This window comes from Paraliobacillus sediminis, assembly GCF_003426055.1.
In genome coordinates, this window is the sequence record NZ_QJSI01000002.1 from 728,673 (window position 1) to 753,191 (window position 24,519).

At 35.1% G+C, this 24,519-nt stretch carries 29 protein-coding genes; 5 read left to right on the top strand and 24 right to left on the bottom strand.

Annotated features, from left to right (window positions below; genetic code table 11):
* Nucleotides 1-116 precede the first annotated feature (116 nt).
* The 9 genes from D2K60_RS09740 to D2K60_RS09780 form a co-directional block, all read right to left on the bottom strand.
* On the bottom strand, nt 117-2,267 hold the full coding sequence (locus D2K60_RS09740; RefSeq protein WP_338048364.1) for a penicillin-binding protein: 2,151 nt from the start codon (nt 2,265-2,267) through the stop codon (nt 117-119).
* A gap of 22 nt (nt 2,268-2,289) precedes the next feature.
* Entirely contained in the window at nt 2,290-2,679 is a 390-nt protein-coding gene (gene ftsL, locus D2K60_RS09745) for a cell division protein FtsL (RefSeq protein ID WP_117169808.1), read from the bottom strand.
* Nucleotides 2,676-3,656, bottom strand: a complete 981-nt coding sequence (gene rsmH, locus D2K60_RS09750) for a 16S rRNA (cytosine(1402)-N(4))-methyltransferase RsmH (RefSeq protein WP_117169809.1) — start codon at nt 3,654-3,656, stop codon at nt 2,676-2,678. The genes ftsL and rsmH overlap by 4 nt, the downstream gene beginning before the upstream one ends.
* Before the next feature lie 62 nt (nt 3,657-3,718).
* Nucleotides 3,719-4,150, bottom strand: a complete 432-nt coding sequence (gene mraZ / locus D2K60_RS09755) for a division/cell wall cluster transcriptional repressor MraZ (protein ID WP_117169810.1) — start codon at nt 4,148-4,150, stop codon at nt 3,719-3,721.
* Nucleotides 4,151-4,369: 219 nt separating this feature from the next.
* Nucleotides 4,370-5,995, bottom strand: a complete 1,626-nt coding sequence (gene bshC / locus D2K60_RS09760; RefSeq protein WP_117169811.1) for a bacillithiol biosynthesis cysteine-adding enzyme BshC — start codon at nt 5,993-5,995, stop codon at nt 4,370-4,372.
* Between the two features lie 80 nt (nt 5,996-6,075).
* Complete coding sequence (locus tag D2K60_RS09765) at nt 6,076-6,459, bottom strand: DUF3397 domain-containing protein (protein ID WP_117169812.1); 384 nt, start codon at nt 6,457-6,459, stop codon at nt 6,076-6,078.
* A gap of 688 nt (nt 6,460-7,147) precedes the next feature.
* On the bottom strand, nt 7,148-7,624 hold the full coding sequence (locus D2K60_RS09770; protein ID WP_117169813.1) for an RsfA family transcriptional regulator: 477 nt from the start codon (nt 7,622-7,624) through the stop codon (nt 7,148-7,150).
* 207 nt (nt 7,625-7,831) lie between these two features.
* Nucleotides 7,832-8,005 (bottom strand): 50S ribosomal protein L32, encoded by a 174-nt coding sequence (rpmF, locus tag D2K60_RS09775; RefSeq protein ID WP_117169814.1) that lies wholly within the window; start codon nt 8,003-8,005, stop codon nt 7,832-7,834.
* 93 nt (nt 8,006-8,098) lie between these two features.
* Nucleotides 8,099-8,620: a YceD family protein gene (locus tag D2K60_RS09780; RefSeq protein WP_117169815.1), complete on the bottom strand. Its 522-nt coding sequence runs from the start codon at nt 8,618-8,620 to the stop codon at nt 8,099-8,101.
* A 135-nt stretch (nt 8,621-8,755) separates the two neighbouring features.
* Here D2K60_RS09780 and D2K60_RS09785 point away from each other — a divergent pair, with 135 nt between their 5' ends.
* Complete coding sequence (locus D2K60_RS09785) at nt 8,756-9,973, top strand: nucleotidyltransferase (protein ID WP_117169816.1); 1,218 nt, start codon at nt 8,756-8,758, stop codon at nt 9,971-9,973.
* A gap of 634 nt (nt 9,974-10,607) precedes the next feature.
* On the opposite strand, the gene D2K60_RS09795 is transcribed toward D2K60_RS09785, so the two are convergent.
* Nucleotides 10,608-11,624, bottom strand: a complete 1,017-nt coding sequence (locus tag D2K60_RS09795) for a SepM family pheromone-processing serine protease (RefSeq protein ID WP_117169818.1) — start codon at nt 11,622-11,624, stop codon at nt 10,608-10,610.
* 207 nt (nt 11,625-11,831) lie between these two features.
* Between D2K60_RS09795 and ylbJ the strand changes: the two genes are divergently transcribed.
* Nucleotides 11,832-13,046 (top strand): sporulation integral membrane protein YlbJ, encoded by a 1,215-nt coding sequence (gene ylbJ / locus D2K60_RS09800; protein ID WP_275896247.1) that lies wholly within the window; start codon nt 11,832-11,834, stop codon nt 13,044-13,046.
* 8 nt (nt 13,047-13,054) lie between these two features.
* On the opposite strand, the gene coaD is transcribed toward ylbJ, so the two are convergent.
* The 8 genes from coaD to D2K60_RS09840 all read right to left on the bottom strand — a co-directional run bounded on the left by coaD (nt 13,055) and on the right by D2K60_RS09840 (nt 17,674).
* The gene (gene coaD / locus D2K60_RS09805; protein ID WP_117169819.1) at nt 13,055-13,555 is read right to left on the bottom strand and encodes a pantetheine-phosphate adenylyltransferase; all 501 of its coding nucleotides are present in this window, start codon (nt 13,553-13,555) and stop codon (nt 13,055-13,057) included.
* Complete coding sequence (gene rsmD, locus D2K60_RS09810) at nt 13,548-14,117, bottom strand: 16S rRNA (guanine(966)-N(2))-methyltransferase RsmD (protein WP_117169820.1); 570 nt, start codon at nt 14,115-14,117, stop codon at nt 13,548-13,550. Before rsmD ends, coaD begins: the two co-directional genes overlap by 8 nt.
* 346 nt (nt 14,118-14,463) lie before the next feature.
* The gene (locus tag D2K60_RS09815; protein WP_117169821.1) at nt 14,464-14,739 is read right to left on the bottom strand and encodes a YlbG family protein; all 276 of its coding nucleotides are present in this window, start codon (nt 14,737-14,739) and stop codon (nt 14,464-14,466) included.
* Nucleotides 14,740-14,803: 64 nt separating this feature from the next.
* Complete coding sequence (locus tag D2K60_RS09820) at nt 14,804-15,241, bottom strand: YlbF/YmcA family competence regulator (RefSeq protein WP_117169822.1); 438 nt, start codon at nt 15,239-15,241, stop codon at nt 14,804-14,806.
* Nucleotides 15,242-15,302: 61 nt separating this feature from the next.
* Nucleotides 15,303-15,524 carry a YlbE-like family protein gene (locus D2K60_RS09825; RefSeq protein ID WP_240335290.1) on the bottom strand — a complete coding sequence of 74 codons (222 nt, stop codon included), beginning with the start codon at nt 15,522-15,524 and terminating at the stop codon, nt 15,303-15,305.
* 23 nt (nt 15,525-15,547) lie between these two features.
* Entirely contained in the window at nt 15,548-15,967 is a 420-nt protein-coding gene (gene ylbD / locus D2K60_RS09830; RefSeq protein WP_117169824.1) for a YlbD family protein, read from the bottom strand.
* Nucleotides 15,968-16,048: 81 nt separating this feature from the next.
* Nucleotides 16,049-17,101: a CAP domain-containing protein gene (locus D2K60_RS09835; protein WP_117169825.1), complete on the bottom strand. Its 1,053-nt coding sequence runs from the start codon at nt 17,099-17,101 to the stop codon at nt 16,049-16,051.
* A gap of 144 nt (nt 17,102-17,245) precedes the next feature.
* A complete protein-coding gene (locus D2K60_RS09840) occupies nt 17,246-17,674 on the bottom strand; it encodes a CBS domain-containing protein (RefSeq protein WP_117169826.1) in 429 nt (142 codons plus the stop codon).
* A 264-nt stretch (nt 17,675-17,938) separates the two neighbouring features.
* Between D2K60_RS09840 and ytvI the strand changes: the two genes are divergently transcribed.
* The gene (ytvI, locus tag D2K60_RS09845; RefSeq protein WP_117169827.1) at nt 17,939-18,997 is read left to right on the top strand and encodes a sporulation integral membrane protein YtvI; all 1,059 of its coding nucleotides are present in this window, start codon (nt 17,939-17,941) and stop codon (nt 18,995-18,997) included.
* Between the two features lie 43 nt (nt 18,998-19,040).
* Here ytvI and D2K60_RS09850 read toward each other — a convergent pair whose 3' ends face one another.
* The 4 genes from D2K60_RS09850 to D2K60_RS09865 form a co-directional block, all read right to left on the bottom strand.
* The gene (locus tag D2K60_RS09850; RefSeq protein WP_117169828.1) at nt 19,041-19,496 is read right to left on the bottom strand and encodes a DUF420 domain-containing protein; all 456 of its coding nucleotides are present in this window, start codon (nt 19,494-19,496) and stop codon (nt 19,041-19,043) included.
* A 35-nt stretch (nt 19,497-19,531) separates the two neighbouring features.
* Entirely contained in the window at nt 19,532-20,464 is a 933-nt protein-coding gene (gene cyoE / locus D2K60_RS09855; protein ID WP_117169829.1) for a heme o synthase, read from the bottom strand.
* A gap of 205 nt (nt 20,465-20,669) precedes the next feature.
* Nucleotides 20,670-21,845: a putative lipid II flippase FtsW gene (ftsW, locus tag D2K60_RS09860; protein WP_117169830.1), complete on the bottom strand. Its 1,176-nt coding sequence runs from the start codon at nt 21,843-21,845 to the stop codon at nt 20,670-20,672.
* Nucleotides 21,846-21,919: 74 nt separating this feature from the next.
* Nucleotides 21,920-22,204: an Fpa/YlaN family protein gene (locus D2K60_RS09865; RefSeq protein WP_117169831.1), complete on the bottom strand. Its 285-nt coding sequence runs from the start codon at nt 22,202-22,204 to the stop codon at nt 21,920-21,922.
* A gap of 228 nt (nt 22,205-22,432) precedes the next feature.
* Here D2K60_RS09865 and D2K60_RS09870 point away from each other — a divergent pair, with 228 nt between their 5' ends.
* Entirely contained in the window at nt 22,433-23,026 is a 594-nt protein-coding gene (locus D2K60_RS09870; RefSeq protein ID WP_117169832.1) for a YhcN/YlaJ family sporulation lipoprotein, read from the top strand.
* A gap of 10 nt (nt 23,027-23,036) precedes the next feature.
* Here D2K60_RS09870 and D2K60_RS09875 read toward each other — a convergent pair whose 3' ends face one another.
* The gene (locus tag D2K60_RS09875) at nt 23,037-23,261 is read right to left on the bottom strand and encodes a hypothetical protein (protein WP_117169833.1); all 225 of its coding nucleotides are present in this window, start codon (nt 23,259-23,261) and stop codon (nt 23,037-23,039) included.
* Nucleotides 23,262-23,435: 174 nt separating this feature from the next.
* Between D2K60_RS09875 and D2K60_RS09880 the strand changes: the two genes are divergently transcribed.
* Nucleotides 23,436-23,642, top strand: coding sequence for a YlaI family protein (locus tag D2K60_RS09880; protein ID WP_117169834.1), 207 nt, complete (start codon nt 23,436-23,438; stop codon nt 23,640-23,642).
* Nucleotides 23,643-23,678: 36 nt separating this feature from the next.
* Here D2K60_RS09880 and D2K60_RS09885 read toward each other — a convergent pair whose 3' ends face one another.
* Nucleotides 23,679-24,482 carry an inositol monophosphatase family protein gene (locus tag D2K60_RS09885; RefSeq protein WP_117169835.1) on the bottom strand — a complete coding sequence of 268 codons (804 nt, stop codon included), beginning with the start codon at nt 24,480-24,482 and terminating at the stop codon, nt 23,679-23,681.
* Nucleotides 24,483-24,519: the final 37 nt, after the last annotated feature.

Genomic DNA, 24,519 nt, shown 5'->3' on the forward strand with positions numbered 1-24,519 from the left:
CTCACATTATCCAAGTAAAGTTGTATCTAGTATATGTAAATGTTAAACGAATAGAACACTGTATCAATTTGAATGATTGACACAAATCAATCATTTTCTTCTATTGTTTCTTCTCACTATTCTCCCGTATTTTCAGGTGGGGCAAATTCAACCATAATATACGTGTTCTCACTTATATCAGAACCAGCTTTAACACTCTGTGATGTTGCATAGCCACTTCCTATATATTCTAAATCCAAATCAACTAATTCACCTAGCTCTATAACATTTCGCACAGACCACCCCGAAATGTTTGGCATCGTTGGTTTATCTGTTACTAACATGATATGTTCACCTGATACTACTTTTTCGCCAGCTTGAACCGATGAATCAGTTATCGACGTACCATTACCAATCAAGGTGACTTTTAAACCGTCCTCTTCTAAATTAGCTTTGACTTCATCTACAGATTTTCCACTAACCTCTGGAAATGTATATGTTGAAACAGTTTCCTGTACTTCTTTATCTGGTTGAATATTTAGGTAATGTAAACTATTCTCCATTACATTTTTAAAAATATATGAAACTGCTGCCGATCCAGATTCTCCTACTTCTAATTTTGGTTGTTGAACAGTAATGTACATAATCAGCTCTGGGTCTTCCTTAGGTGCCATTCCTAAAAAGGAAAAGATATAATTATTCGCTCCAGTTAAATAACCACCCTGTGACAGTTGTGCTGTTCCTGTTTTACCAGCAACAGAGTAATCAGATAAATTATAAATATTATGCGCTGTTCCATCTTCTGCGGTAACAACTGTTTCTAATATATCAAGCACTTGGTCTGATGTTTCTTCAGATATTGGATTTCCTACTACTTCTGATTCCGTTTCTTCAATAGTTTCTCCAGTTTCACTATCAGTAATTTTTGATATCACATACGGTTTCATCATATTACCATCATTAGCAATTGCCGTTGCAGCTTGGATTAATTGAATTGGCGTAACTGTTGAGCCTTGTCCATAAGCAGTTGTTAGCTTCTCGATCGTATAATTATACAAGATTGTTCCTGCTTTTTCTCTAGGTAAATCAATACCTGTATCCTGATCAAAATGAAACGCCTTTAAGTATTCCAAGAATGTTTCGGTCCCCATTTTCTCCCAAACCAACTTAGAAACAGCAACGTTTGAAGATCGACGAATACCTTCATTATAATCAATCATGCCCCATGATTGATTATAATCTGTAATCGGTTTTTCAATCTCATCAATTTTATATCTTCCAGATTGATAGAGTTCATTCCCGTTGTAGACACCTTCTTCAATAGCTGCCGCTAAAGTAAAAGCCTTAATTGTCGAACCAGCTTCAATTGGTGTCGATACCACATCGTTATACCAATTTTCAACATTCTCAAGGTCATTCGGATTATAACTCGGTCGATTACTCATCGCTAATATTTCGCCAGTTTTCGGGTCAATTACTGTGGCGGTAATACGCTCAGGATCATAATCTTCTACTACTTGTGACATCGCATCCTCTAGGAACGTTTGAATTTTTTGATCAATCGTTAGATACACATTGTTTCCATCTTCTTCTTCTTGAATAACTTCATCAGGATCTAGTAATTTGGTATTGTATTTATCGCGTTGATACGAAATAGAACCATTTGTTCCTTGTAAATAGTCATCTAACTGCGCTTCAATTCCTGTTATTCCCGTAATAATAGAATCATCATTTTTTTGAGCAAGGCCTATTATCTGAGAGGCAAACGTACCATTTGGATAATAACGTTTTGCTTCTTCATCAAAATTCAATCCTGGTAGATCAAGTTCTTCTATTTCTAACTTCGTTTCTTGACTTAATTGGCTACCATTTGTTCCAAATTCCACTTGAAATTTGTCGCTTTCTATCCCCGATTGGAGAATTGATTTAATCTCCGCAACTTCCATTTCCAACAAAGGTGCCAAAGCAACAGCTGTCGCATCCACATTATCAACATGTTTTGGTTTATCAGGGTCTGATGAATAAGCCTGATCAACAATCGCATACAAACCATATGTGGCACGATCTTGCGCAAGATCCATGCCATTACGATCATAAATGGTGCCTCGATTAGCTTCTATCGCGTAATTATTAGTCCTGCGATCATCAGCCCAGTCTTGCAAATCAATCCCCTGAATTTCACCGGTTGCCTGAATGTATAAAAAACGGCCGGATAGTGTTAAAAATATCACGACAAATATAATTATGAATAGATTCGCCATAGTCGATGTCGTTTTATTTTTCTTCACGTTTATCTCCCCATTACTGTTTCTATTCAGAAATTGTTGCTGTTTGTTTCACTTCTGTGTTTTGAATTTTTAATCCGTTCTCTTTTGCAATACGAAGAATGCGATCAGGATTACTATATTCTTTTACTTGATACGTTAAGTTGGCGTTTACCGTCTCTTGTTGTTGCACGCTACTTTCCAAACTTTGAATATCACGATTTAACGCATCTAAATTCGTACTAAATGATACAACATAAAATAATGTTGCTGCTGTAGTTAAAGAAAAAATCACATAAAGAAACTTTTCTCCGGATGTTATCCAACGCTTCGTTACATCTACCTTAACTTGTCTTTTTGGTTTCGTTTCTGTATACAGTTGTTCTTTTCTTTCAGCAGCCTGTTGTTGCCAATTTCTAGCTTCGCTAGCACTCATGCCTGATCCCGCCCTTCTTTAAAGAAAAATTGATCATTCCAAGGCTTTACCTTTTCAACAATACGTAACTTTGCAGAACGTGCACGCCTATTATTATCTAGTTCTTCTTCATCAGCCACAATTGGCTTTTTCGTAATTTGCTTAAATGGTGGTTGACTTGTCTCTGGAATAATCGGAATATTTCTAGGAAGTGGTGGTAACGAACTCCACTTCTTAAAAGCTTGTTTACATATCCTGTCTTCTAAGGAATGAAATGTAATCACAGCAATTCTTCCACCAACGGATACAGACTCTGCAGCTTGATGCAAAACATCATAAAACGCATGTAATTCATCATTTACCGCTATCCGAATTGCCTGAAATACACGCTTTGCAGGATGACCACCCGTTCTTCTTGTAGCTGCTGGTATACCTTCTTTAATAATCTCTGCAAGTTCAACAGTTGTTTCAATTGGCTTCACTTGTCTGGCTGCTTCAATTTTACGAGCAATTTGTTTAGAGAATTTCTCTTCACCATATTTAAAAAAGATACGAACCAACGCTGCATATGACCACGTATTAACAACTTCATATGCTGATATTGCTTGCGTTTGATCCATTCTCATATCGAGTGGCGCCTCATGTTGATAGCTGAAACCACGTTCACTCTGATCTAATTGTGGAGAAGATACGCCAAGATCAAATAAAATACCATCTACTTCATCAATTTGGTGTTCTGCCAAAACATCTTGTAAATATCTAAAATTCGAATGCACAAACAACATTTTATTGTCATGTGCAGCTAACCTTTTTTTTGCTGCTTCTAAAGCAATCTGATCTTGATCAAACGCTACCAGTAATCCTTCATCATTTAGCTGTTCAACTATTTTTTCAGCATGGCCACCGGCACCTAATGTACCATCAACATATGTACCATTTGGGCGAATATTTAATCCTTCTACTGCTTGAAGCTGTAACACACTCTCGTGTTCAAACATTCTTCCACCTTCTTCTTTTAATAAAACATCAATTGTCTATGTTTTAGTTCACATTTATATTTTCAAAAATCTATATCCAGCATATTTTCTGCAATTTCAGAAAAAGATTCTTCAGACTCTTCAACATAGCCTGTCCAAGCTTGATCTGACCATATTTCAACTCGATTAGAAACACCGATAACAGCACATTCTTTATCTAGTACAGCATATTTGCGGAGTGATGCAGGAATATTTATTCTTCCCTGCTTATCTACTTCACATTCAACTGCCCCGGAAAAGAAAAACCGTGTAAATGCTCGGGCATCTTTTTTCGTTAATGGTAATTTTTTTAACTTTTCTTCTAAAAGGTGCCATTCATCTATGGGATAAGCAAATAAGCATTGGTCTAAACCTCTCGTAATGACGAAGGTTTCTCCAAGTCCATCTCTGAATTTGGAAGGAACAATGATGCGACCCTTGGTATCAATATTATGTTTGTATTCTCCCATAAACATATAGATCGCCCACCTTTTTTTCTATCTTACCACAACCCCCCACTATCCTCCACCTTTTTTTAAAATTGATACCAATACGCTCCAAATTAATGCCTACCAGCCATGCATCTCGCTTATTTGGTAAATAATGTAAGACTTTAATACAGTTAAAAAAGGCGCTAACCTTTTGGTTAGCGCCTTTTTTATACCTTTATTATCTTTAGTGGTAAGTTGTGGGGATTAAAGTGTGACAAGATAATGAAAGTGTTTAAATGTATAAGATTGATTGATTATATCTTTTATCCAATTTTCTCCATACTGATTAATAAAGGAAACTGCATTCCATGATCTTTCTTGTAAGCCATTATTAGGGTGTAACGACACATGCAGCATATCAAACATTTCAATCGTTTGATGGTGTTTTTCCTCAAGATTTTTCTCTAATGCTTCTTGTAAATAGTCAACACTTTGTAAGAGATATGTTAAATTTTTCTCAGCCAATTTTTCAAGATCTGGTCCCATTGATTTCGCCACACCTTGTAAAGGCTGGTGAACGTGCTCAATCGACTGTTTCACTTGTTCAACTAATGTGTCTAGCGGCGGATTTAATTGCGAACCTATCCAAGATAATTTGGCTTGTAATGCTCCTGTTCGAATTACTTCTCCGACATCCATACCTTGCTGTTTTACTTTTTTCTCACTCTTACGATCCAACAATGTAAATGATAATCGCGGTAATACAGGCGGCATTTTGTACCCTAACGCATGAAATGCTGGTTTTAAAATAGACCAATATCCTAATTCACCTGGTCCCGCCATAAACGCAAGCGTAGGAAATAAACACTCCTGCATCAACGGCCTTGTTACTACATTATTACTTAATAATTCGGGGCTTTTTTCAGCTATTTCTAGTAATTCAGCCGTTGTAAAATGACATTCTTGATTTTTACCAGACCACTTTTCTTTATCCGTTTTAACTAACAAAATACGTTCACCATTTAAATGATAAAATAAGTGACCGTCTTCTTTCGTAACATCAACAGATATAGAATAACCGTTTCTTCGCACTGTTTGCAAGCTTTGATATACATCCTTACTTATTTCTGGTTGCTGCGTAATCATGGCTTGAAAATATTCTTTCTCTAATTGACGCACCATCGGATTACCCGAGTCAATTAATACTAAACCCTCACCTTTAAACAGGACATTCGTAATTTCTGCAAAAAAATCCACATACGTATCTGCATGACTTAACGCCTGCTTTACTTGTTGATAGATTTTTTTTGTATGTATGGTTTCATCCAACTCTTTAAAAAGTAATTCTAACCAATCAGTAGTCATTTGATTGTCTATTGGTAAATGTGACATGGATTGCTTTTCTTTCACATAGTGTGCAATTTTATGTTTTCTCATTTTACCTTGTTGTTGCGGGACCATAATATGATTGATTTCGGCAAAGTCATGATCTTCTCCAGCAATCCAAAATACTGGAATAACAGGAATCCCTAGGGCATCTTCCTGCTTTTTCGCAAATGTAATAATAGAGATCATTTTATGAATTGTATAAAGCGGTCCTGTTAAAAGTCCCGCCTGTTGACCACCAATAACGGTAACACTTGTTGGATCTTTTAAACGTTCTATATTAGCAAAGACCGCTTCATCTCCATGCCATTTTTCATTTAATTGCTTTAATACAGAAACAAGTTGAACTCGATCATAGGATTGGTTATGTAAGTCTGATACGCGTTGTTTCATCGTTTCTTCCGAAAATGGATCATAATCGAAGTGTTGCATAATTTCTTGTTTTTGTTGATAATAATCTTCTAGTAACTTACTATGTGCTAATGTTATGGGATTAATGGTCACAAGTACCTGCTCCTTCTGTTATATGTTCTTCTATTTAAGCTAGATTATATAATTGCATAATTATGTTTAAAATATTTCTGTTATATACGAATAAGTCCAAGTATGATACCTGTAATGCCTAGCAAGACATAGGCAACAAAAAAGCAAAGAAACATAGAACGCCAAAACAATTTAAAAGCATGCTTAAAAATAATCTCATGCGTAAATTTCCACTGTAAAATAACAAAACTCATCAAAACTACTAATAAAAAAAGAATGATACTACCGATATAGGATGACTGAAATAAATGATCCAACATTATCATAACAGAAATAATATAAAATAGCGTAGAATATGCAATACTACGATGCAATGCCTTTTTGGGATGCTTGTATATTCTTTTTAAGATGTAATAAAGTCCAACTGTAACTACTATAGGGAATGTAATAAAAATCGCTACTATGTATGCAATAAGGTGTGACATTTACTTCGACCCTCTAACTTTAATTTCTACGGTTATAAAGCACTTTTAACTTTCTATTCTTTTCATAAAACGAACGCCTTACTAATACCAGTTAAATCGAGCCAATTATGACACCTTTCGTGAAGGTACGTCAAGATAATCGTTCTATTTGTTTTAAACTCAATTTGCGCATTGTTATTTCTATTTCCATACCTTAGCATATAATAATGTTATTTATACGTCTAGTCCAAATTAGTTTATGGAATCTATTTAAATATTCCTAACTCAACTATCTCACAAAAAAAGAAGTGCGACTCGTTAACTGTTTTAAATTTAAAGTATAACGGTTATATTGCTTGACAGTCTTAAAAAAGCCTGGTTTCAAAAGATTTTCTTTTATTACGAAATAGCTTATAGCAACATAACACACTCGCTACAGAAGCAAGTCGGCTCCCTTTATGGTGGGTACAGAGAAACATTAGATATGCTTGTCTTCATTCATAACTGTGATTTTAAACATATGAAAGAATGCAGACACTATGCTAGCAAAGTATATTTCCAGATCGGTACGTTCAATTACTATCAAGCTCGAAAGATGAAATGAGGAGCATGAAGTCAAATTCAACTTTGGATTGCAGGTTTTAGTATGTAATAAAGTTACTTATTTGTTTTTTTGTAAATAAAAAGCCTTGCAAACTTTCTACAAGGTCTATAATTTAATAGTTGGTTTATCAAAATTTCCCCATAATCGTTGCATTTCATTAATTACCTCTTCATATTTTGCAACTTGTTGCTTTAATGCATTATTCTCCTCTATTATGTCATTTACTTGTTGATAATCGATAGTCTGCTTTTGTTCGATCGCATCATAATTACCTTTTACTTTTTCTAGAATTGCAATTGCGGCTTCTAATGTTAGATGTTGATTGCTTTCAGTAGGAAGATAGGTTGACTCATGTGGTTGTTTTTTTCTTTCTATTTTAGCTACATCAATCGCTTGTTGATACTGTTTTCGTATGGAAGCATTCCACCTAAAACCGCAAGCAGCTGGCGTTCTAACTAACCTTTTACCAACTTCTTTAAAAGCCTCCAATTGGGTTTTGCCATTGCGTATATAACGCAAAACAGTCTCTGCTAATAGCGCATCTTCATCCGGTGACCACGCATCTTGTCTAGTCGTACTCATTTTATTCCCCCTCCTATTACTTTTGCTATTACTATATGCAAAAAATAGGAGTACTAGAATCAAAACCATCTATTTTAATTAGCAGAATTGGCGATTTACATTGTGTGTAAAAAAAGCAGAACATAAGAGACTACCGGTAAGTAAAAAGCAACATAGTTTACAAAACAAAAAGAGCCGACAGGAATTTCCTGTCGGCTCTTCAACGTTCTATTGTTCTACTACTTGTTTACCGTCATATTGTCCGCAAGCTTTGCAAACATGGTGAGGTTTAGTAAGTTCACTACAATTCGAACATACAATCATACCCGGTACATGTAATTTCTTATGTGTACGACGTTGATTTTTAACTTTTTTAGACGTTTTTCTTTTTGGTACAGCCATGTCTTACACCTCCTTCACTTACGAAACGAAAATCTTCCCTTACTATATCAAACATTAAGGCAAGGAAGTGGCATTAGTTTAAATCACTTTACCTTATTGATTTTCTTTGTTTTCTTTATCTAATAGAAATTGTAATTTTCTCATACGAGGATCAATCGTTTCCTCTTTTTTTTCTTCGAGAACAAGTTCCCATCCATTACCTGAAGTTAACGCGTGTTCTTCTAATTCTTTCTCACTAGCAAAAACACGTAAAGGAATTTTCAATATAACATTTTCCATGATATAAGGATCTAGGTCAAGTAATTCTCCATCAACTGGATGAATTTCTGAATCATCCTCTTCATTGTAATACGGACTAATAGAAAAAAGTTCTGTTGCTTCTATTTCAAATGGATACTCGACATCGATTAATGTTCTTGCACACGGGAGAACCATCATACCTTTTAGCGTCATTTGGCATGTTAATTGATCACCTTGTGCTGTAAGGCTTCCCTTAACTAAAACAGGATCGATTCTTCTTATATCATTGCTCCAAGATTCAATTTCCGAAATATCTACTTTTTCTTCAAATTGAAGAGCTTCAGAACGAATTATCTTTTGAATAGAAATTTTCATTTGTATCACCTCAAGGCACAACGTTTATTGTAAAAGGAAATTGGTTGTTTGTCAACATTTTTTCTTTACACTTCGTTGTGATTTTTTTATTACTAACGTGCTATGGTACAATACTATCCAGAAGGAGTGATATCTATGCAAGCATGCGGCATTATTGTAGAGTATAATCCCTTTCATTATGGACATCAATACCATGTTAAACAATCAAAAGAACAAGCTAACGCAACATGTGTCATCGCCTGTATGAGTGGAAACTTTTTACAAAGAGGCGAACCTGCGATTATTGATAAGTTCATGCGAGCCCGTATGGCAATTGATCAAGGTGTCGATATTGTTATTGAATTACCCTATGCTAGTGCAGTACAGCATAGTGATAATTTTGCTTCTGGCGCAATTGCACTTTTAAACGAACTAAAAGTATCTGCAATTTGTTTTGGCAGTGAACAAGGAAAGATAGATTCTTTTCATCAAGCATATCAAATTTTAGAGAAAAATAAAACAACATTTGATGCCGTTATTAAAAATCAATTATCCTTAGGGAAATCCTTTCCAGCAGCAAGTAATAGAGCCTATGAAGAAATTGGTCTAAGTGAGCAAATGAACGGACTCGATCTCAGCAAACCAAATAATATTCTTGGTTTTAGCTATGTAAAAAGTATTAATAAAATTAATCCTTCGATAAAAGCTATCACTATTAAGAGATTACAAAGCGATTATCATGATCTAGAAATCAAGCAACCTTACGCTAGCGCTACAAGTATTCGAAAAGGCTTATTAGATCAACTCGATATCAATGATGTTGTTTCCCAATCACTACCGGAGAACACCCAAAGCTATTTAACAGCTTATAAAGAACAAACAGGTATGTGGCATACGTGGGAAGCTTATTTTTCATTTTTACAATACCGTGTTGGCACGATGTCGATCGAAGAGTTACAAACGATCCACGGTGTAGATGAAGGTATGGAGTATCGTTTAAAAAAGACCGTACATCATGTAACAAGTTTCAAGCAATGGACCGCAGCATTACATACAAAACGATTTACTAATACGCGTATACAACGCATGTTTGTTCATATTTTAACCCATACCACGAAAAACGAGATCAATGAAATGCAAGCTGAACAGTCTATTCCTTATGTTCGTTTACTTGGTATGTCGGAACAAGGAAAAAAACATTTGAATAATACGAAGAAAGAACGCCATGTACCTATTGTGACTCAATTAAGTCGTAACATACCACAAATGTTGGCATTAGATGAAAGAGCAAGTGCTGCCTATTACGCGGCCTTACCTGCCGAAATCCGCAAAAGAATGCGCAAACAAGAATTTAATCCACCTTACATGAAATAATCTTTTAAATTAATGCTTTTTCGTAAACTTTATTACTTGTTAATCAACTTTCGCAGAGTGAAAGAGACTGACGAACTTGAGAGAAACTGCGACGTAGATTCTATACCCGCTCCACAATTGAAATAGGCTCGCTTTCCGTGGGCACGGCTTCAGCTAACTCGGATAAGCATAATTCGCTTTCCGAGTGGATCTTCAGCCGCGCTGTTCCCACTGGAGTCTCACCAATTTCAATTGCTCCGCTAGTTTTGTCAAAAATATAATATGTGCATCCTATAGCATACTGACTTGAAAACACCGCAACTTTGTTAGTGACTAATGCCTGCAACTAATTTCTCTCGTTATTGTTATTCAACATATAGATTTAGTTGCTCTAATCAGCGAAGGAAGCAAATGGGTGACACTCTAGTGGGAACAGCACAAGCCGAAGATCCACTTGGAAGTGTTCTTTGCTTCCAAGTTAGCTGAGGCTGTGCCCACAGAAAGGGAGCCCATTTGCTTCCGTAGCGGGTGTTAAGTCGCAGTTGATGAAAAATGCGATACAACATCTTAACAAAATGTAAATTACTTTATTTAGGCACGGCAAGCTTTAAATACTACAGAACCCCCATTAGTAATACTAATGGGGGTTCTTGTTCTATTCTAGATTTTCTAAATAAGTAATGGCGTCTTCGAATGTGTCGACTGGTACAATTTCCATTGATGTGTCTATTTCATTTGCTGTTTCTACAGCGACTTGATAATTTGAGCCTTCAGCTCCACCTTCGTTTGGTGCAAAAAAGATAGTACAACCTTCATTATCAGCAGCGATAACTTTCTTATCAATACCACCAATACGCCCAACTTCTCCCTCATAGCTAATCTCACCTGTACCAGCTATCTCATATCCTTTTGTGAAATCCTCTTCTGTTAACTGGTCATATATTTCTAAAGAAAACATTAATCCTGCACTAGGCCCACCAATTTCACCACTCGTGAAAGTAATTTCAGGATCAACCGTAACTTCTCTATTCGTAACAAGTTGAATACCAATACCTACTTGATCTGGATTATCTGGAAATGCAGCTAATGTAACAACTTCATTTATTTGTGTTTCTTCTCTATCAATTGTTAAAGAAATCTCTTCTCCTGCTTCCATGCCGCTTACCATCTCAATTAATTCTTCTGCATCTTTAATTACTTGATCGTTTATCGCTGTTATTTTATCGCCTGTTTCTAACTTATCATAAGCCGGCATGCCTTCCAGTACCGTAACAACATAGACCCCTTCATACGAAATGTCTATCTCCTGATTCGCTGCTTGATAAGCTACTACCGTCGATGCCTCTTGCGAACTTTCCATCATTTGCAGTTGAGCCTGAAAATATTCTTCTTGACTAATTCCTTCTGGAAATACATCTTCCAATCGCTCAATCTCTTGATGTGGTTGTGTTAAAGCCCATAGATATTGTAAAGGTGTTGCCTGTCCTCCTCTTACTGTCACTAAGTGCATATCACCCTCACTTTCATAACCATCTGCAACTTCAACAACTGGACTGAGCGCATCCGCTCCACCAGGTTTGTATATGTAATAAGGTAGTCGGTAAGCAACTAAAAAAGCCATAACAATAATGAATACACTATAAATTACAATTTTCTTCTTATTCCAATTCATTTTTTTCCCCACTGTCTGTTAGTTTACTGTTTACTTTATGCTTTTTCTATTTTAGATAGACTTTTTATCTATTCTTAAGCATAAAAAAAAGCGGTACTTGCGTATACATTGATATAGAGGCTTGGACAAAAGAAACTACACTTATTCTACTATTATTTAATTTAGAAGTACAGAATAGCGAAAGATGAATTAGGGGGCATAATACCATTGAAATCAAAAATGAAGTCAGGCTTCTTAGCAAGCGCTGCATTATTTGTTGCTGTAGCTCTGATTACTTTTCCAAAAGATGCACTAGAAGCGAGTATACGTGGAATTGATATGTGGTGGGGAACTGTATTCCCTTCCTTACTTCCTTTTTTTGTTACAGCAGAACTATTAATTGGCTTTGGTGTGGTTCGTTTTATTGGCATTTTATTCGAACCAATCATGCGTCCCGTGTTTAATGTCCCTGGAGTCGGAAGCTTCGTCTGGGCAATGGGAATGGCAAGCGGCTATCCATCTGGCGCTAAATTAACGGCACGACTGAGACAAGAAAACCAATTAACTAAAATAGAAGCAGAACGATTAGTATCTTTTACCAATGCGTCAAATCCATTGTTTATTATTGCCGCGGTATCGGTTGGCTTCTTTCACGATGCTCAACTAGGATTTCTGCTCGCTGTTGTACATTATTCTAGTAATGCGCTTGTTGGTTTCTGTATGCGATTTTACGGCAAAGAGAAAGATCCTAAACCTAGTTATAGAGCAAAAGGGCTAACCATTAGTAGAGCCTTTCATGAACTGCATGAAACGCGATTAAAGGACAGCAGACCTTTTGGTAAGGTTTTTGGTGATGCGATTATACAATCTATCCAAACATTATTAATGATTGGAGGATTTATTATCATGTTTTCTGTATTTACCGCTCTACTCCATGCCATTGGTCTAGCAACTCTTATTTCCAATGGGATAGGTGTGATTCTTGTAGCTTTTCATTTACCAACTGAACTGGCTTTACCTTTGTTTTCTGGTCTATTTGAAATTACTCTTGGTGCACAAATGATTGCCAATGCTAATGTCATAAACTTACTTCCTCAAGCCATTATATTAAGCTTTATCTTTGCTTTTAATGGTTTTTCTGTACAGGCACAAGTTGCTAGTATCTTAGCAGAAACAGATATTCGTTTTTTTCCATACTTTTTTGCAAGAATTATACACGGTGTATTTGCGAGTGGCTTAGTTATTCTACTATTTCCATATTTATATTCCAATCATGCATTGGAAACTAATAAATTTATTCCTGCCTTTTTATCAACTGAAACGCAAGGGTCATTCCAATTGTATACCGCCCTACAAGAATACGGACCTATTATTACACTAGCTTCCCTTTTTGTTGCAATTTTAATTCTATTAAATAGAATACGGTATGAAAAAAACAGCTAACTACTAGCTTAGCTGTTTTCTTGCTGTTCAGTAAATTTTTCCTTTAATGCTTTGTCGACCACTTGGGGAACCAAATCAGAAACATTGCCCTTATATTTAGCTACCTCTTTCACCATACTAGAACTTAAAAAGGAATATTGATTATTCGTCATAATAAAAAACGTTTCTACATCTTCATTTAATTTACGATTCATTGAAGTTATTTGCAGCTCATATTCAAAATCACTTACCGCCCGAAGACCACGTACAATTGCTTGCGCACCCTTTTCCCGAGCATAATCAACTAATAGTCCGCCATGCGAATCAATTGATACGTTTGGCATATCAGCTGTAACTAATTCAAGCATCGCCATTCTTTCTTCGACTGTAAATAAGGGTGATTTCGATTGATTATTAAATACCGCTACAATAACATGATCAAATACTTTTGCTGCTCGTTGAATAATATCCAAATGGCCAAAAGTTATCGGATCAAAACTACCAGGACAAATTGCTAACCTATCATTCATTCGTTTCTTCTCCCATCTGATATAATGTAATAGCAGTTGAATTACTGTATCGTTCCGTTTTATACTTTTGAAAACCTTCATAATAATCAGGTAATGTTTGTCTTCTTTCATGTTCACAAACAACAATTGTTTTATCCGTTACAAGCTCATAAGTTCGCAACGCCTCTAGTAGTTTTTCGTATGATATCTTTTCATAAGGCGGGTCAAGAAAGACAAGATCAAAGGTTAGGTTTCTTTTACCAGCAGCTTTTAATGCACGAAAAGCTTCCGTGCGAAATACTTCTGCATGATCTTCAATATCTAAAACATCTAGATTAGCATAGATAGTTTGAATTGCTTTTGACTGTTGATCAACAAAGATAGCTTTTTCCATACCTCTGCTTATTGCTTCTATTCCTAATGCTCCACTACCCGCAAATAAATCTAAACACATTCCACCTGAAAAATATGGACCAATCATTTGAAATAAAGCTTCCTTCACTTTATCTGTTGTTGGCCGGGTTAAATTATTCGGAACAGATTGTAACTTCCGACCCTTGTATGTACCCGCAATCACTCTCATCATGCACACCTCTTATTTATGTTATTCGACTTCCATCCTACCATAAAATGACGTATGACAGAAATTTTAATCAAAAAATGTCAAAATACAACCTGGATTTTTTTATATTGAAAAGTTCCTTAACAGAATGCGTATAGAAATATATTTCTCGTCTATACTATGCTAGTGAGGTAGCTAAACAATGCTTTGGTTACTTCTTGAAGACGGAGAAGGCTTACGTTTCCCCATAAGTTCTTCCTCCGGTTTCTCCTCTCCCTTTGCCTTTTTGATTTCTATTATAGAAGTTAAAAAGGGCCTGCAGATTAATTAATCTGCAGGCTTTTTTTTGATTTAAGTATTTAGTTTTCTAAATTCCCATCTTGTAATCGTACTCTTTTGCTTTATCCTTTTTAGCATTTTCGAATTCAGTTCTTACAAATGGCTTAAAGGACTTCTCTACACGTGTAATAAAGGGAAGCTTTTCTAATTTTATTAATTTGTCATCCACTTCATCTTTATCAACGTATACTACAGCATATTTCAAATTTCTTGAAACATAAATGAGATGACCGTACCGCTTGATTTGTTTCATATTTTTCATATGTTGAAACCAAATAATAAGTCCTTGTCGTTGTATTCGCATTTGTGTTTTCCTCGCTTACTTTTTTGTTTCGCATCTAACCAAGAGAAAATATAGATTACACTTTTTATGATGCGCAGCCGCAACCGCCACCAGATCCGCAACCACATCCACCTTCTGTTAATAATGCGCCATCTTTTGGAACCTTAACTTGGCTACTAACACTTTGTGCAATACGTTCACTAACCTCATCTAATAATGCTTGCACATTTCGTTCAGTAATTTTAAACTTTGCAACGTAATCATTCATATCCATATCTCGTTTCGTTGCACGAATTTCTTTCATAATCGTACTATAGTCAGGATGATAACGTCCGAATCTCTGAACTTCTTCATACTGTTCCTTTTTATCATGAAAAGCAGTAATAAGACGCTGTGCTTCTATGTCATTCGCTAATGTTTCTTTTGCTTCTATATAATCAATCATAAGATCTGATTGCATAATCATTTGACCAATACGTTCGGATTCATCTATTAAATCAACAATTTCAGTTGTAGCTAACAACAACTTCACCTCCATAAGGATTATCATACCAGTAAAGTGAGCAAAAAAAAAGAGGCATGTGCTAATCTTTCAAAGCACTTGCCATCTGGATGAACATCGCCATCATTTGCATTTGTTCAGATACTTTCTCAACACGCTGTGGAATCGTCTTACCAAGGTAACTTTTAGCTTCCTTTTCGAACTGCTCAAATTGGGCAGGATCTCTCGATAACGTTCGATACCAAATTGGTTGATGACGTAGAAAAAACAACAATTCTGGTTTAGCATTTATTTGATTATACACATTAGAATCGATAGGATTTCCTCCTAATCTCGATAAAATTGAAATGGTCGGCGTGTTGATGGATTGGATGGTTTAGTTGGCGTTTGTTGCTTCGTTTCATCTTTAAACTGAGCCAATAATGATTGGATATTTGTAATGGCGCCATTTAATTGCTCGATATTCCCTTCCATTTTATTCATATCTACTTTCTCCATCAATCCAGATACTTGTTTCATCCAATCTTGTTTACTTTTCTTTTTTTTGTTAGGTTCTTCTTTTTTTTTGCTCGTTGCATCTTGAAGGTATGTTTCCCAACTCGTATCACTCTCACCTAATAACACCCATTGCTCATAGAAATCTTGCCACCTGTAATTCCCATTTCGAACTTCTCTAATTAGGCCTGGATGATCTTGAACAAATTTTTTGAATTTTGCAATGCTCGGATCCACTTCAGGATTAGACACAAACGATCACCTCTCATCCCTATTTACTATCAAAATAGTTTATGTTACTTAGGCAAAAAGGTGATAGTTATCATCTTTAGATCATTTCCCTAAAAAATTTTGTGTGTAATACTCACGATAAACACCTACGCCTAAATCTGTATATTCCTCTTTTAGCAGCGCTTGTCGGTGCGCGTCGCTATTTAACCAACCCTCAACAGCAGCAGGGGCATCCACGTATTGTGCTGCGATATTTTCACCTGCTAATTTGTACACTGTCTTATTTACTTCTAATCGTTCTTTAAGGCCTGCTCCTGATTGTGAATAATGAGAGAAATAATTATTTCCCTCCATATCTTTACTATGATTATAGGCAACTTCTTGTACCGCTTGATTCCAAACCAATTGATTTCTATTAAACCTACTTCTTATAACATTTGTTATTGAAAAAATTTGTTGTTCAGCACCCGAAGCGATAGATTGCCAATCTTCTTCTGAAACAAATGGCGGTTCAGGAAGTTTACCACGATAACTAATTTCATAGGGTCGTTGCATTAGTAAGACGTCTTCTGTCATTAACCGAAATGACGACAATGTTTCTGTGTTAGAATCAAAATAAAATTGTATGAAGAGATTTTCATCAATCTGTTTTAATGGTCTGTTTTTTTTATCTTGTTCTGTAAGTTTAAATGTATATGTGGAAAAGACAATTTGATCTTCAAATTGATATGCATCCTCTAATTCTTTATAAGTCGTCCCAATTTTAATCGGATCAAAATTATCTGCAACTCCTGTAGCGTATAGTGTAACAATTTTTTTATCCTTTACACCAAATTGTACATACTGGTCATCACCATCCTGATAAACCCACCACATATAGCCATATTGACTTAAATCTTTACGGATTGGCTCCCCTTTTTCTTTACGTAATACATCAGTTGTTTCACCAATCCAACGGAATACACTTTTTTGCGTAGCAACTTTCTCCGTTATGTACACTGGCGATACCTTAGATTCTTTTACTATTTCCTTTTTACTCATCCAACCATCAACATTTGATACCACTTCCTTCGTCCCTACCACACCTTGTAACATATAAAAAACACCTGCACCAAATAAAAAAACAAAAATAACCCGCTTCACTCCACTTGGCATGCCTGTTAGCTCCTTTGTGAATCCTACTCCCTGTATTGCTATATATTATGTATTCTTAAACCCTTTTATTATCGAATGGATCAGAAAAATATAAAAAGGCTCCCTACTTAACAACAGTAAAGAGCCTCTAAATAAAAAATTATATTAGTGTATTTCTGGTCGTTCAGAGATTTCTTCTAACGCGTGTCCAGCAGCCATATTTGATTTATCATCTAATGATAGGTCACCTAATGCGACAATACCGACAATCTTTTTATTTTCTACAATTGGTAAGCGTCTGATTTGGTGTTCTGCCATCATGGAACTCGCATCTTTTACATTTGTATTTTGTTCAGCTGTAATAAGATGATCGGTCATAACTTCTTTAATTTTCGTTGTTCCTGGCTTATCTAATGCATAACCTCTAAGAACTAAATCACGATCAGTAACCATGCCAATTATTTCTTTATTATCTTGACAAACTGGAATAGCACCTACATGATGTTGCTTCATCATTTCTGCAGCTTTAATAAGCGAATCTTCAGGCAAACAATAAGTAACGTCCTTCGACATTATATCTTTTACGGTTTTCATAATTATCCTCCTCCGCGTTAATTGAATGAATACAACTATTCATCATTTGTTATTATGACCGACTAAGCAAAAAACTTGCATGCTCTAGACAAAAAAATTCATATCGAAATGAAAAAATGTTTACGAAAAGAGCCTATTATTAATTTTTACAAAATAATATGATTTACTTTTTCATTTACCTATTCAAATAATCAACTTCATGCTATATTTTGTATAAAGGATTTTTGAAAACAGTTTCCTACTTGAAAGGAGTCACAGCATAAATTGTTCCGTTACCTCAGTAAACGTCATTGGATATTAATTTTAGTAGCATTTTTACTTATTTTGATTGGTTATTTTATTTTACCAGTTTCTATTCCGTTAATTTTCGCTTTTTTTACAGCTTTGTTCTTAAATCCTGCCATTCGCTGGTTGCAAAATCGCTTTAAAATAAATCGGAAGTTTGCGGTTACAATAGTTTTTCTTATTTTTATATTAATTGGTGGAGTTATCGGTACATATACTGTTACAAGCGTCGTCAAACATGTGGTTACACTAGCTGAGAATACGCCCACATATGTAAACCAGATTAATGGAAAAGTATTAGAATGGGAAGCTGATTTAGAACGTGTCATGGAGGATTTACCTACAGAATTTGTCGATCAAGTAAAAGATGGTATAAAAGGAAATGTACTAGAAATTAATGAAACAATAAAAAATAACCTACAGCTTGAAAACATTGCAGGTTATGTAGCTACAGTACCACAATATATTGTAAGCTTTATTGTTTATTTAATTGCTTTATTCTTATTTATGATTGAATTACCACTTTTAAAATCGAAGTCTTATTACTATCTTACGGAAGATACAGCTGAGAAAGTTCGATTTATGAGTGCACGATTAACTTATGTTGTCTTAGGATTTTTGAAAGCACAGTTCCTGGTTAGCACCGTTATCTTTATTATATCGTTGCTAGGATTACTATTTATTTTTCCAGAATACGCTTTAATTATGTCACTAATTATTTGGATTATTGATTTCATTCCAATTATTGGGTCGATTGCTATTTTAGGACCATGGGCATTGTATATGTATATAACTGGTGATATTGTTCTAGGAACACAATTAGCTGTACTTGCGATTGTACTCTTAATTATACGTAGAACCGTAGAACCTAAAGTAATGGGAAGACATATCGGTTTATCCCCATTAGCGACACTAATCGCCATGTACATTGGTCTTCAATTAATTGGTTTACTTGGCTTCATTATCGGACCACTATTTGTTATTGCTTTTAATTCAGCTAAAGAAGCTGGTATTATAAAATTAAAATTCAAAGTTTAACATAAAAAAAGAGGCTGATTTAAAAATCAGCCTCTTTTTATTATTAGAATCCAAGTATCGCCTTAATTACGCTGGTTGTCTCACCACTCTCATAAAGTACGTATAAGAGTGCATACACCATCGTACCCGTTATTGCCACAAAGAACCATATAACACTCGTTATCGGCCCCCATTTTCGATGTTTTTTAATATTGCGTCGAAAAGCAAGAGTTAACGTTACAAGCCCAAAAACAGCTCCTGTTGTCGCCAAGATAATATGAAAAACCAAGAATATTGTATAATAAATCTTCAAATCATCTGGTCCACCAAAACTAGTGTTTCCAACAAATACTGTCCGGGAAGTATAGATAATAAAAAACAATATTGCACTAATGGCCGCACTGACCATTGTGTATTTATGTGCCTTATATTTCTTTTTAACAATTAAGATCCAACCGATTGCAACTAGTATTGCGCTTAAAATAATAAAAGCTGTGCTTAGTGTAGGTAAAAACGGCATTCAACTATTCCCTCTCTTCATGCATATCTTTTTTCTTATATAACTGATGGTAAAGTCAAAACCACCAAACTAATGCATAGAATCAGTAAATAAAATAAAGAATAAACAAATAATCTATTCGCCCATTTTAAATCATCCATTTTTTTAAAACCATTTAGTGCTAATGCAAGCCAAAAAATATTTAACCCACTAACTAAGACAATAAATGCGATCCCTATTTCACTTAGAAAGAATGGCAGTGGCAGCATACAAGTAATATACATCACAATTTGCCGTTTTGTAACCTTAAATCCATAAACAACGGGAAGCATCGGTACGTTAGCTGCTCGATATTCTTCCGTTTTTTTCATCGCTAATGCTAAGAAATGAGGTGTTTGCCAAACAAACATAATGCCAAATAATGCCCAGGCTGCTAAGGAAAGGTCGGGATCTACAGCTGCCCAACCTATTAAAGGAGGAACAGCGCCAGAAAGGCTCCCTATTGCTGTATTTAACGTATATCTTCTTTTAGACCACATTGTATATAAGACAACATAAGCGAACCAACCAAATGCTGCTACTAAAGCTGCTTGCCATGTAGTAAATAACAAAACAACTATCCCCATGATTGATAGCACTACACCTAAAGCTAATATAACAGATAACGGGATGGTTCCAGTTACTGTTGGACGTTTTTTCGTACGCGACATAACTGGGTCAATATCACGGTCATAATAATTATTTAGCACTCCGCTTCCACCGATAACCAAAGCGGTACCTATTAGCACAAATACTAATGATAACCAGTGTGTATTCACTTGCATATTGTTGTAGTATAATGCAACCCAAAATCCTGCAAAGGCTGTCATGACATTCGATTGAATAATTCCTGTTTTTAACAATGCCTTTAAATCGGATGCAATACTTTGTTTCCCATTTTCAGCAGTATTCGTTAATATCTTACTTGATGGTGTTTCTGCCTTATCCATCGTATTTCACATCCCTTTTAGTAGATCCATAATAAAAAAAAATCGTTATTTATTTTAATCTATATATGTTCTCTTTCTTTTACATACGTTATCATTTTTAGCAAAGAAAAGCTATATTTGCAAGGTTTTTATACATTTTGGCACAAAAAGTTCACAAATGTAAAAGCCCCATCTATTCACTAGTTGGGACTTTTACACATAATAATTAATTATGATTCATACGTACAGGACGTATTCTTCTATCTATTGTTTCTTCAGGTTTTTCTGTAGCGGACTCAGATATTGATTTCTTCACGTGACGTGCTATATTATTTAAAATACCCATTGATATCATTAAGACTAACAAGGATGATCCCCCATAACTAACAAATGGTAATGTAACACCTGTGATTGGCAACAGCCCACTTATTGCACCTAAATTGATAAGTGCTTGAATTCCGACCATGGAAGATATTCCAATAGCTAATAAGGAACCAAAACTATCTTCGCAAATTCTTGAAATAAATAACCCTCTTAATACGATAAGAGCTAACAAGCCGATTACAATGAAGACGCCAATAAAACCAAGTTCCTCTGCTATTACCGCCATAATAAAATCATTATACCCTTCTGTTAAATAACCGAGTTTCTGTACACTCTTTCCTAAGCCTAATCCATCCAAACCCCCGGTCCCAATTGCAATGTACGATTGTATCAGTTGATAGCCACTATCTTCTGGATTAGAAAATGGTTGGTATGCACCTGTAAATCTTGAAAGCCGTTCGGTTGTCAACATGTCGGATCCTACAAAGAATGCAAAAACCGCACCAACTATAAACAACAAAGACAAATGTCTTAATTTAATTCCTGCACTAAAAATAACAGAACAAGCTATCAAAAAGATAATTGCTGCTGTTCCTATATCTGGTTGAAAAAAAATCAGCCCTAACAAAACACCTGTCATAACAAGGGGAGGTAATACACCTGACGTGAAATTGTTTAAATAACTTTGTTTTTTAGCATAAACAGAAGATAAATACATAATTAAACCTAATTTCACAAATTCGGCAGGCTGAACCGAAAAGGGACCAATATATAACCATGATCGCGCTCCTTTAACTGGATCTTCAAAGAGAACTAAAACTAACATTAAAATCAAAGCCATTATAATTAACTTCATTACCTTTTGATAATGACGATAGTTAAAAAAGCTACAAAAAACAAAAAATGCGAAACCGATAATAAACCATTGCAATTGTTTCAGCATATAATATGTTGGCGCCTTTCCGTCCATTACTGCAATAACCATACTTGAACTATATATCATTATAATCCCAAATATAGCGAGTATTAATGGCGTAAAAGCTAGTGTAAAGTCAAACATTTTCCATTTCTGTTTCATACCCTTACTCCTTCACCAAAAAAATAAAAAAACCTTGCCATTGGCAAAGGCTTATCTAAGACAGAGATACACAACTACATTGATTGTTGTGCAGCTTCGTGTAACAAATTTAATTGTCTTTCTAAACTTTCCAAAAGTTGTTTACCTTCTTCTTCTGAGACTAAGTTTAAACGAACCGCAAAATCAATCTCCCTTGAAAGACCAAACATATGTGTATCTAACACTTCCTCATATAGCGGACATTGAGGCATCGTTAAATTATCCATTTGAACTCTTATAAGCTTCAGTATTTTATCTGCGTCTTCTTGTAAAAGGACATAGGCTTTTTCCGCTTTGCTTACGACTACTTCAGGTATCATCTTAATCCCCTCCGTTAAAGAACTTCTTTCATTCATATTAGCGGTAATAATCTTAAAAAGCAAGATGATTCCAACGATTTACACAGAATTTTTTGTATATAATACGTTACATTTTCTATAAATGCTAAATTTATAATCGTTCCTCCGTATAACTTTCTATTTTTAACGAAAAATAAGGACAAGAAAGTGTATTATCACATCATTAATTATAGGGAGGAAGACTATTTGATGAAATTCACAATGATCTTTTTATCCATATTTTTCATCCTTGCAGGTTGTCAAGGGAAAGAAGAGAATTTAGCTAATCAAGGAAACGAAGATCATGTTCTTCATGTAAAAGATTCTGAAGCATCACAAGATAATAATGGGTCAAATCAAGAAATCGCAAAACACCTCGCAAGTTTAGCAAATAATGTACCTGATGTTAATGATGCAACGGCAATTATTGCTGGACCTTATGCAGTGGTAGGTATAGACGTAAATAAAGAGATAGATCGAACAAGAGTTGGTTCTATAAAATATGCCGTCACAGAAGCACTACACGACGATCCTTATGGAAAAACGGCAATGGTTATTGCGGATGCGGATGCTACAGAACGTATTAAGGCAATGGCTCGTAGCGTTCAGACTGGTAATCCAGTAAGCGGTGTTATAGAAGAGTTATCTGCTATCGTAGGTCGCTATATGCCAGAATTGCCGCCTGAAAACGCAAATAAAGGTGAAGAAGATGCAAATAAAAAGTCTATTCCAGAAAATGAAGAAAAAGAATTAGAAAAAATTCAAGAAGAACAATCAAATAATCATCTTAATCAAAAAGAATAGACAAATTTGTCTATTCTTCTTTTAAATTATTATAATAATTTACACCAAATTGCGAACCCTCATCAACCATATTTGCATTTTCTGGATTATCTGTTTCTGGTACTCCCGCTTCTTCAATTGGGAAGTACTCTGATTCTCTTTCTGTATTTGATTCCCTTAATCTTCGCACTCTTTTATTTGTCATAAAATAAGTAGCTAAGAGACCAACAATACTATATATTATTGTTTTCTTCATAATTAACCAACCCTTCTTTTATACCGTATATAACAATTTTACCCTTTATTTCGTATCTCAAACTATGTAAAAACTTATTATATAAGTTCGATCTGTGGTAAACTATTATTTAAGGAATAAAACCCCTAAAAATTAAGTCAATTAGGAAATATGATCTAATAGAGGTGTGGTAAGATGCAAGTTAAATGTCCAATATGTGATTCAATTGATACGATCGATCCTGACTCTCCTCTAGCAAAACGATTAAGAAACCGCCGAAAGCATTTATATTTATGTCCAAGCTGTTCCGATCGAATTGGAGAAAAAACAAAACAAAGACTCGCAACAGGAAAGTTTAAGTTTTATCAAGAACGTAAAAAAGAAGATCCCTTTCTCCAATAAACTGGAGTTAACGGGATCTTCTTTCTTGTTTCCTATTCATTTCAACTCTATGTAGTTGTCTATAATCTCGCGAGCTACTTGGATGTTACCTGAGAATACAGTGTTTTCTATTAAGAAATTCAAAGGATCACCATTTGCTTGAGTAGTTGTACCCCCTACTTCTTCAATTAAAATAACGCCAGCAGCAAAATCCCATGGATATAACTTCATGGAAATATAGCCATCTAATATACCTTCAGCAATTCCAGCAAATTCTAATGCTGCGGATCCATATGAGCGTGTTCCTCTAACTTTTCTAACAAGATTTTGAATTTTTTGATGATTAATACGTTTATTTTCTCCACTCCATAAACTATTAATTAATAAGATACTTTGATCCAACGTTACCTTTTTATCAAGTTTTGGTAATTTTACATCATCCTTGTATGACCCATCGCCTTTTTTAGCATGATATAAAACATCCTCCATTACATTATAAATGAACGCAATTTCACCTACCCCATCTTGGTAGATTCCAACTGAAATAGCAAAGTTTCTTTTTTGATGAACAAAATTCATTGTGCCATCAATGGGATCAATGATCCACACTGTTCCATCTAAGTTATCAAGGTTATCTCCAAAACCTTCTTCTGAGAGTAATTTATGCTTGGGAAAAGTGCCCTTAATTTTTTTCGCAAAAAATTCTTCCGTATTTCGATCCATTTGTGTTACGAGGTCATTTGGATTCGATTTTGTATCAATAGTTAATGGCTCATCAATAACGTCTCGAATATGTTCACCAGCTTCTAATACCCATTCTTTCGCACGCTGGTATATTTCATCTCTTTTCATTTGATCCATGTTTTTAGCCTCCAATTCGACAGTTACTTTCGTTTAT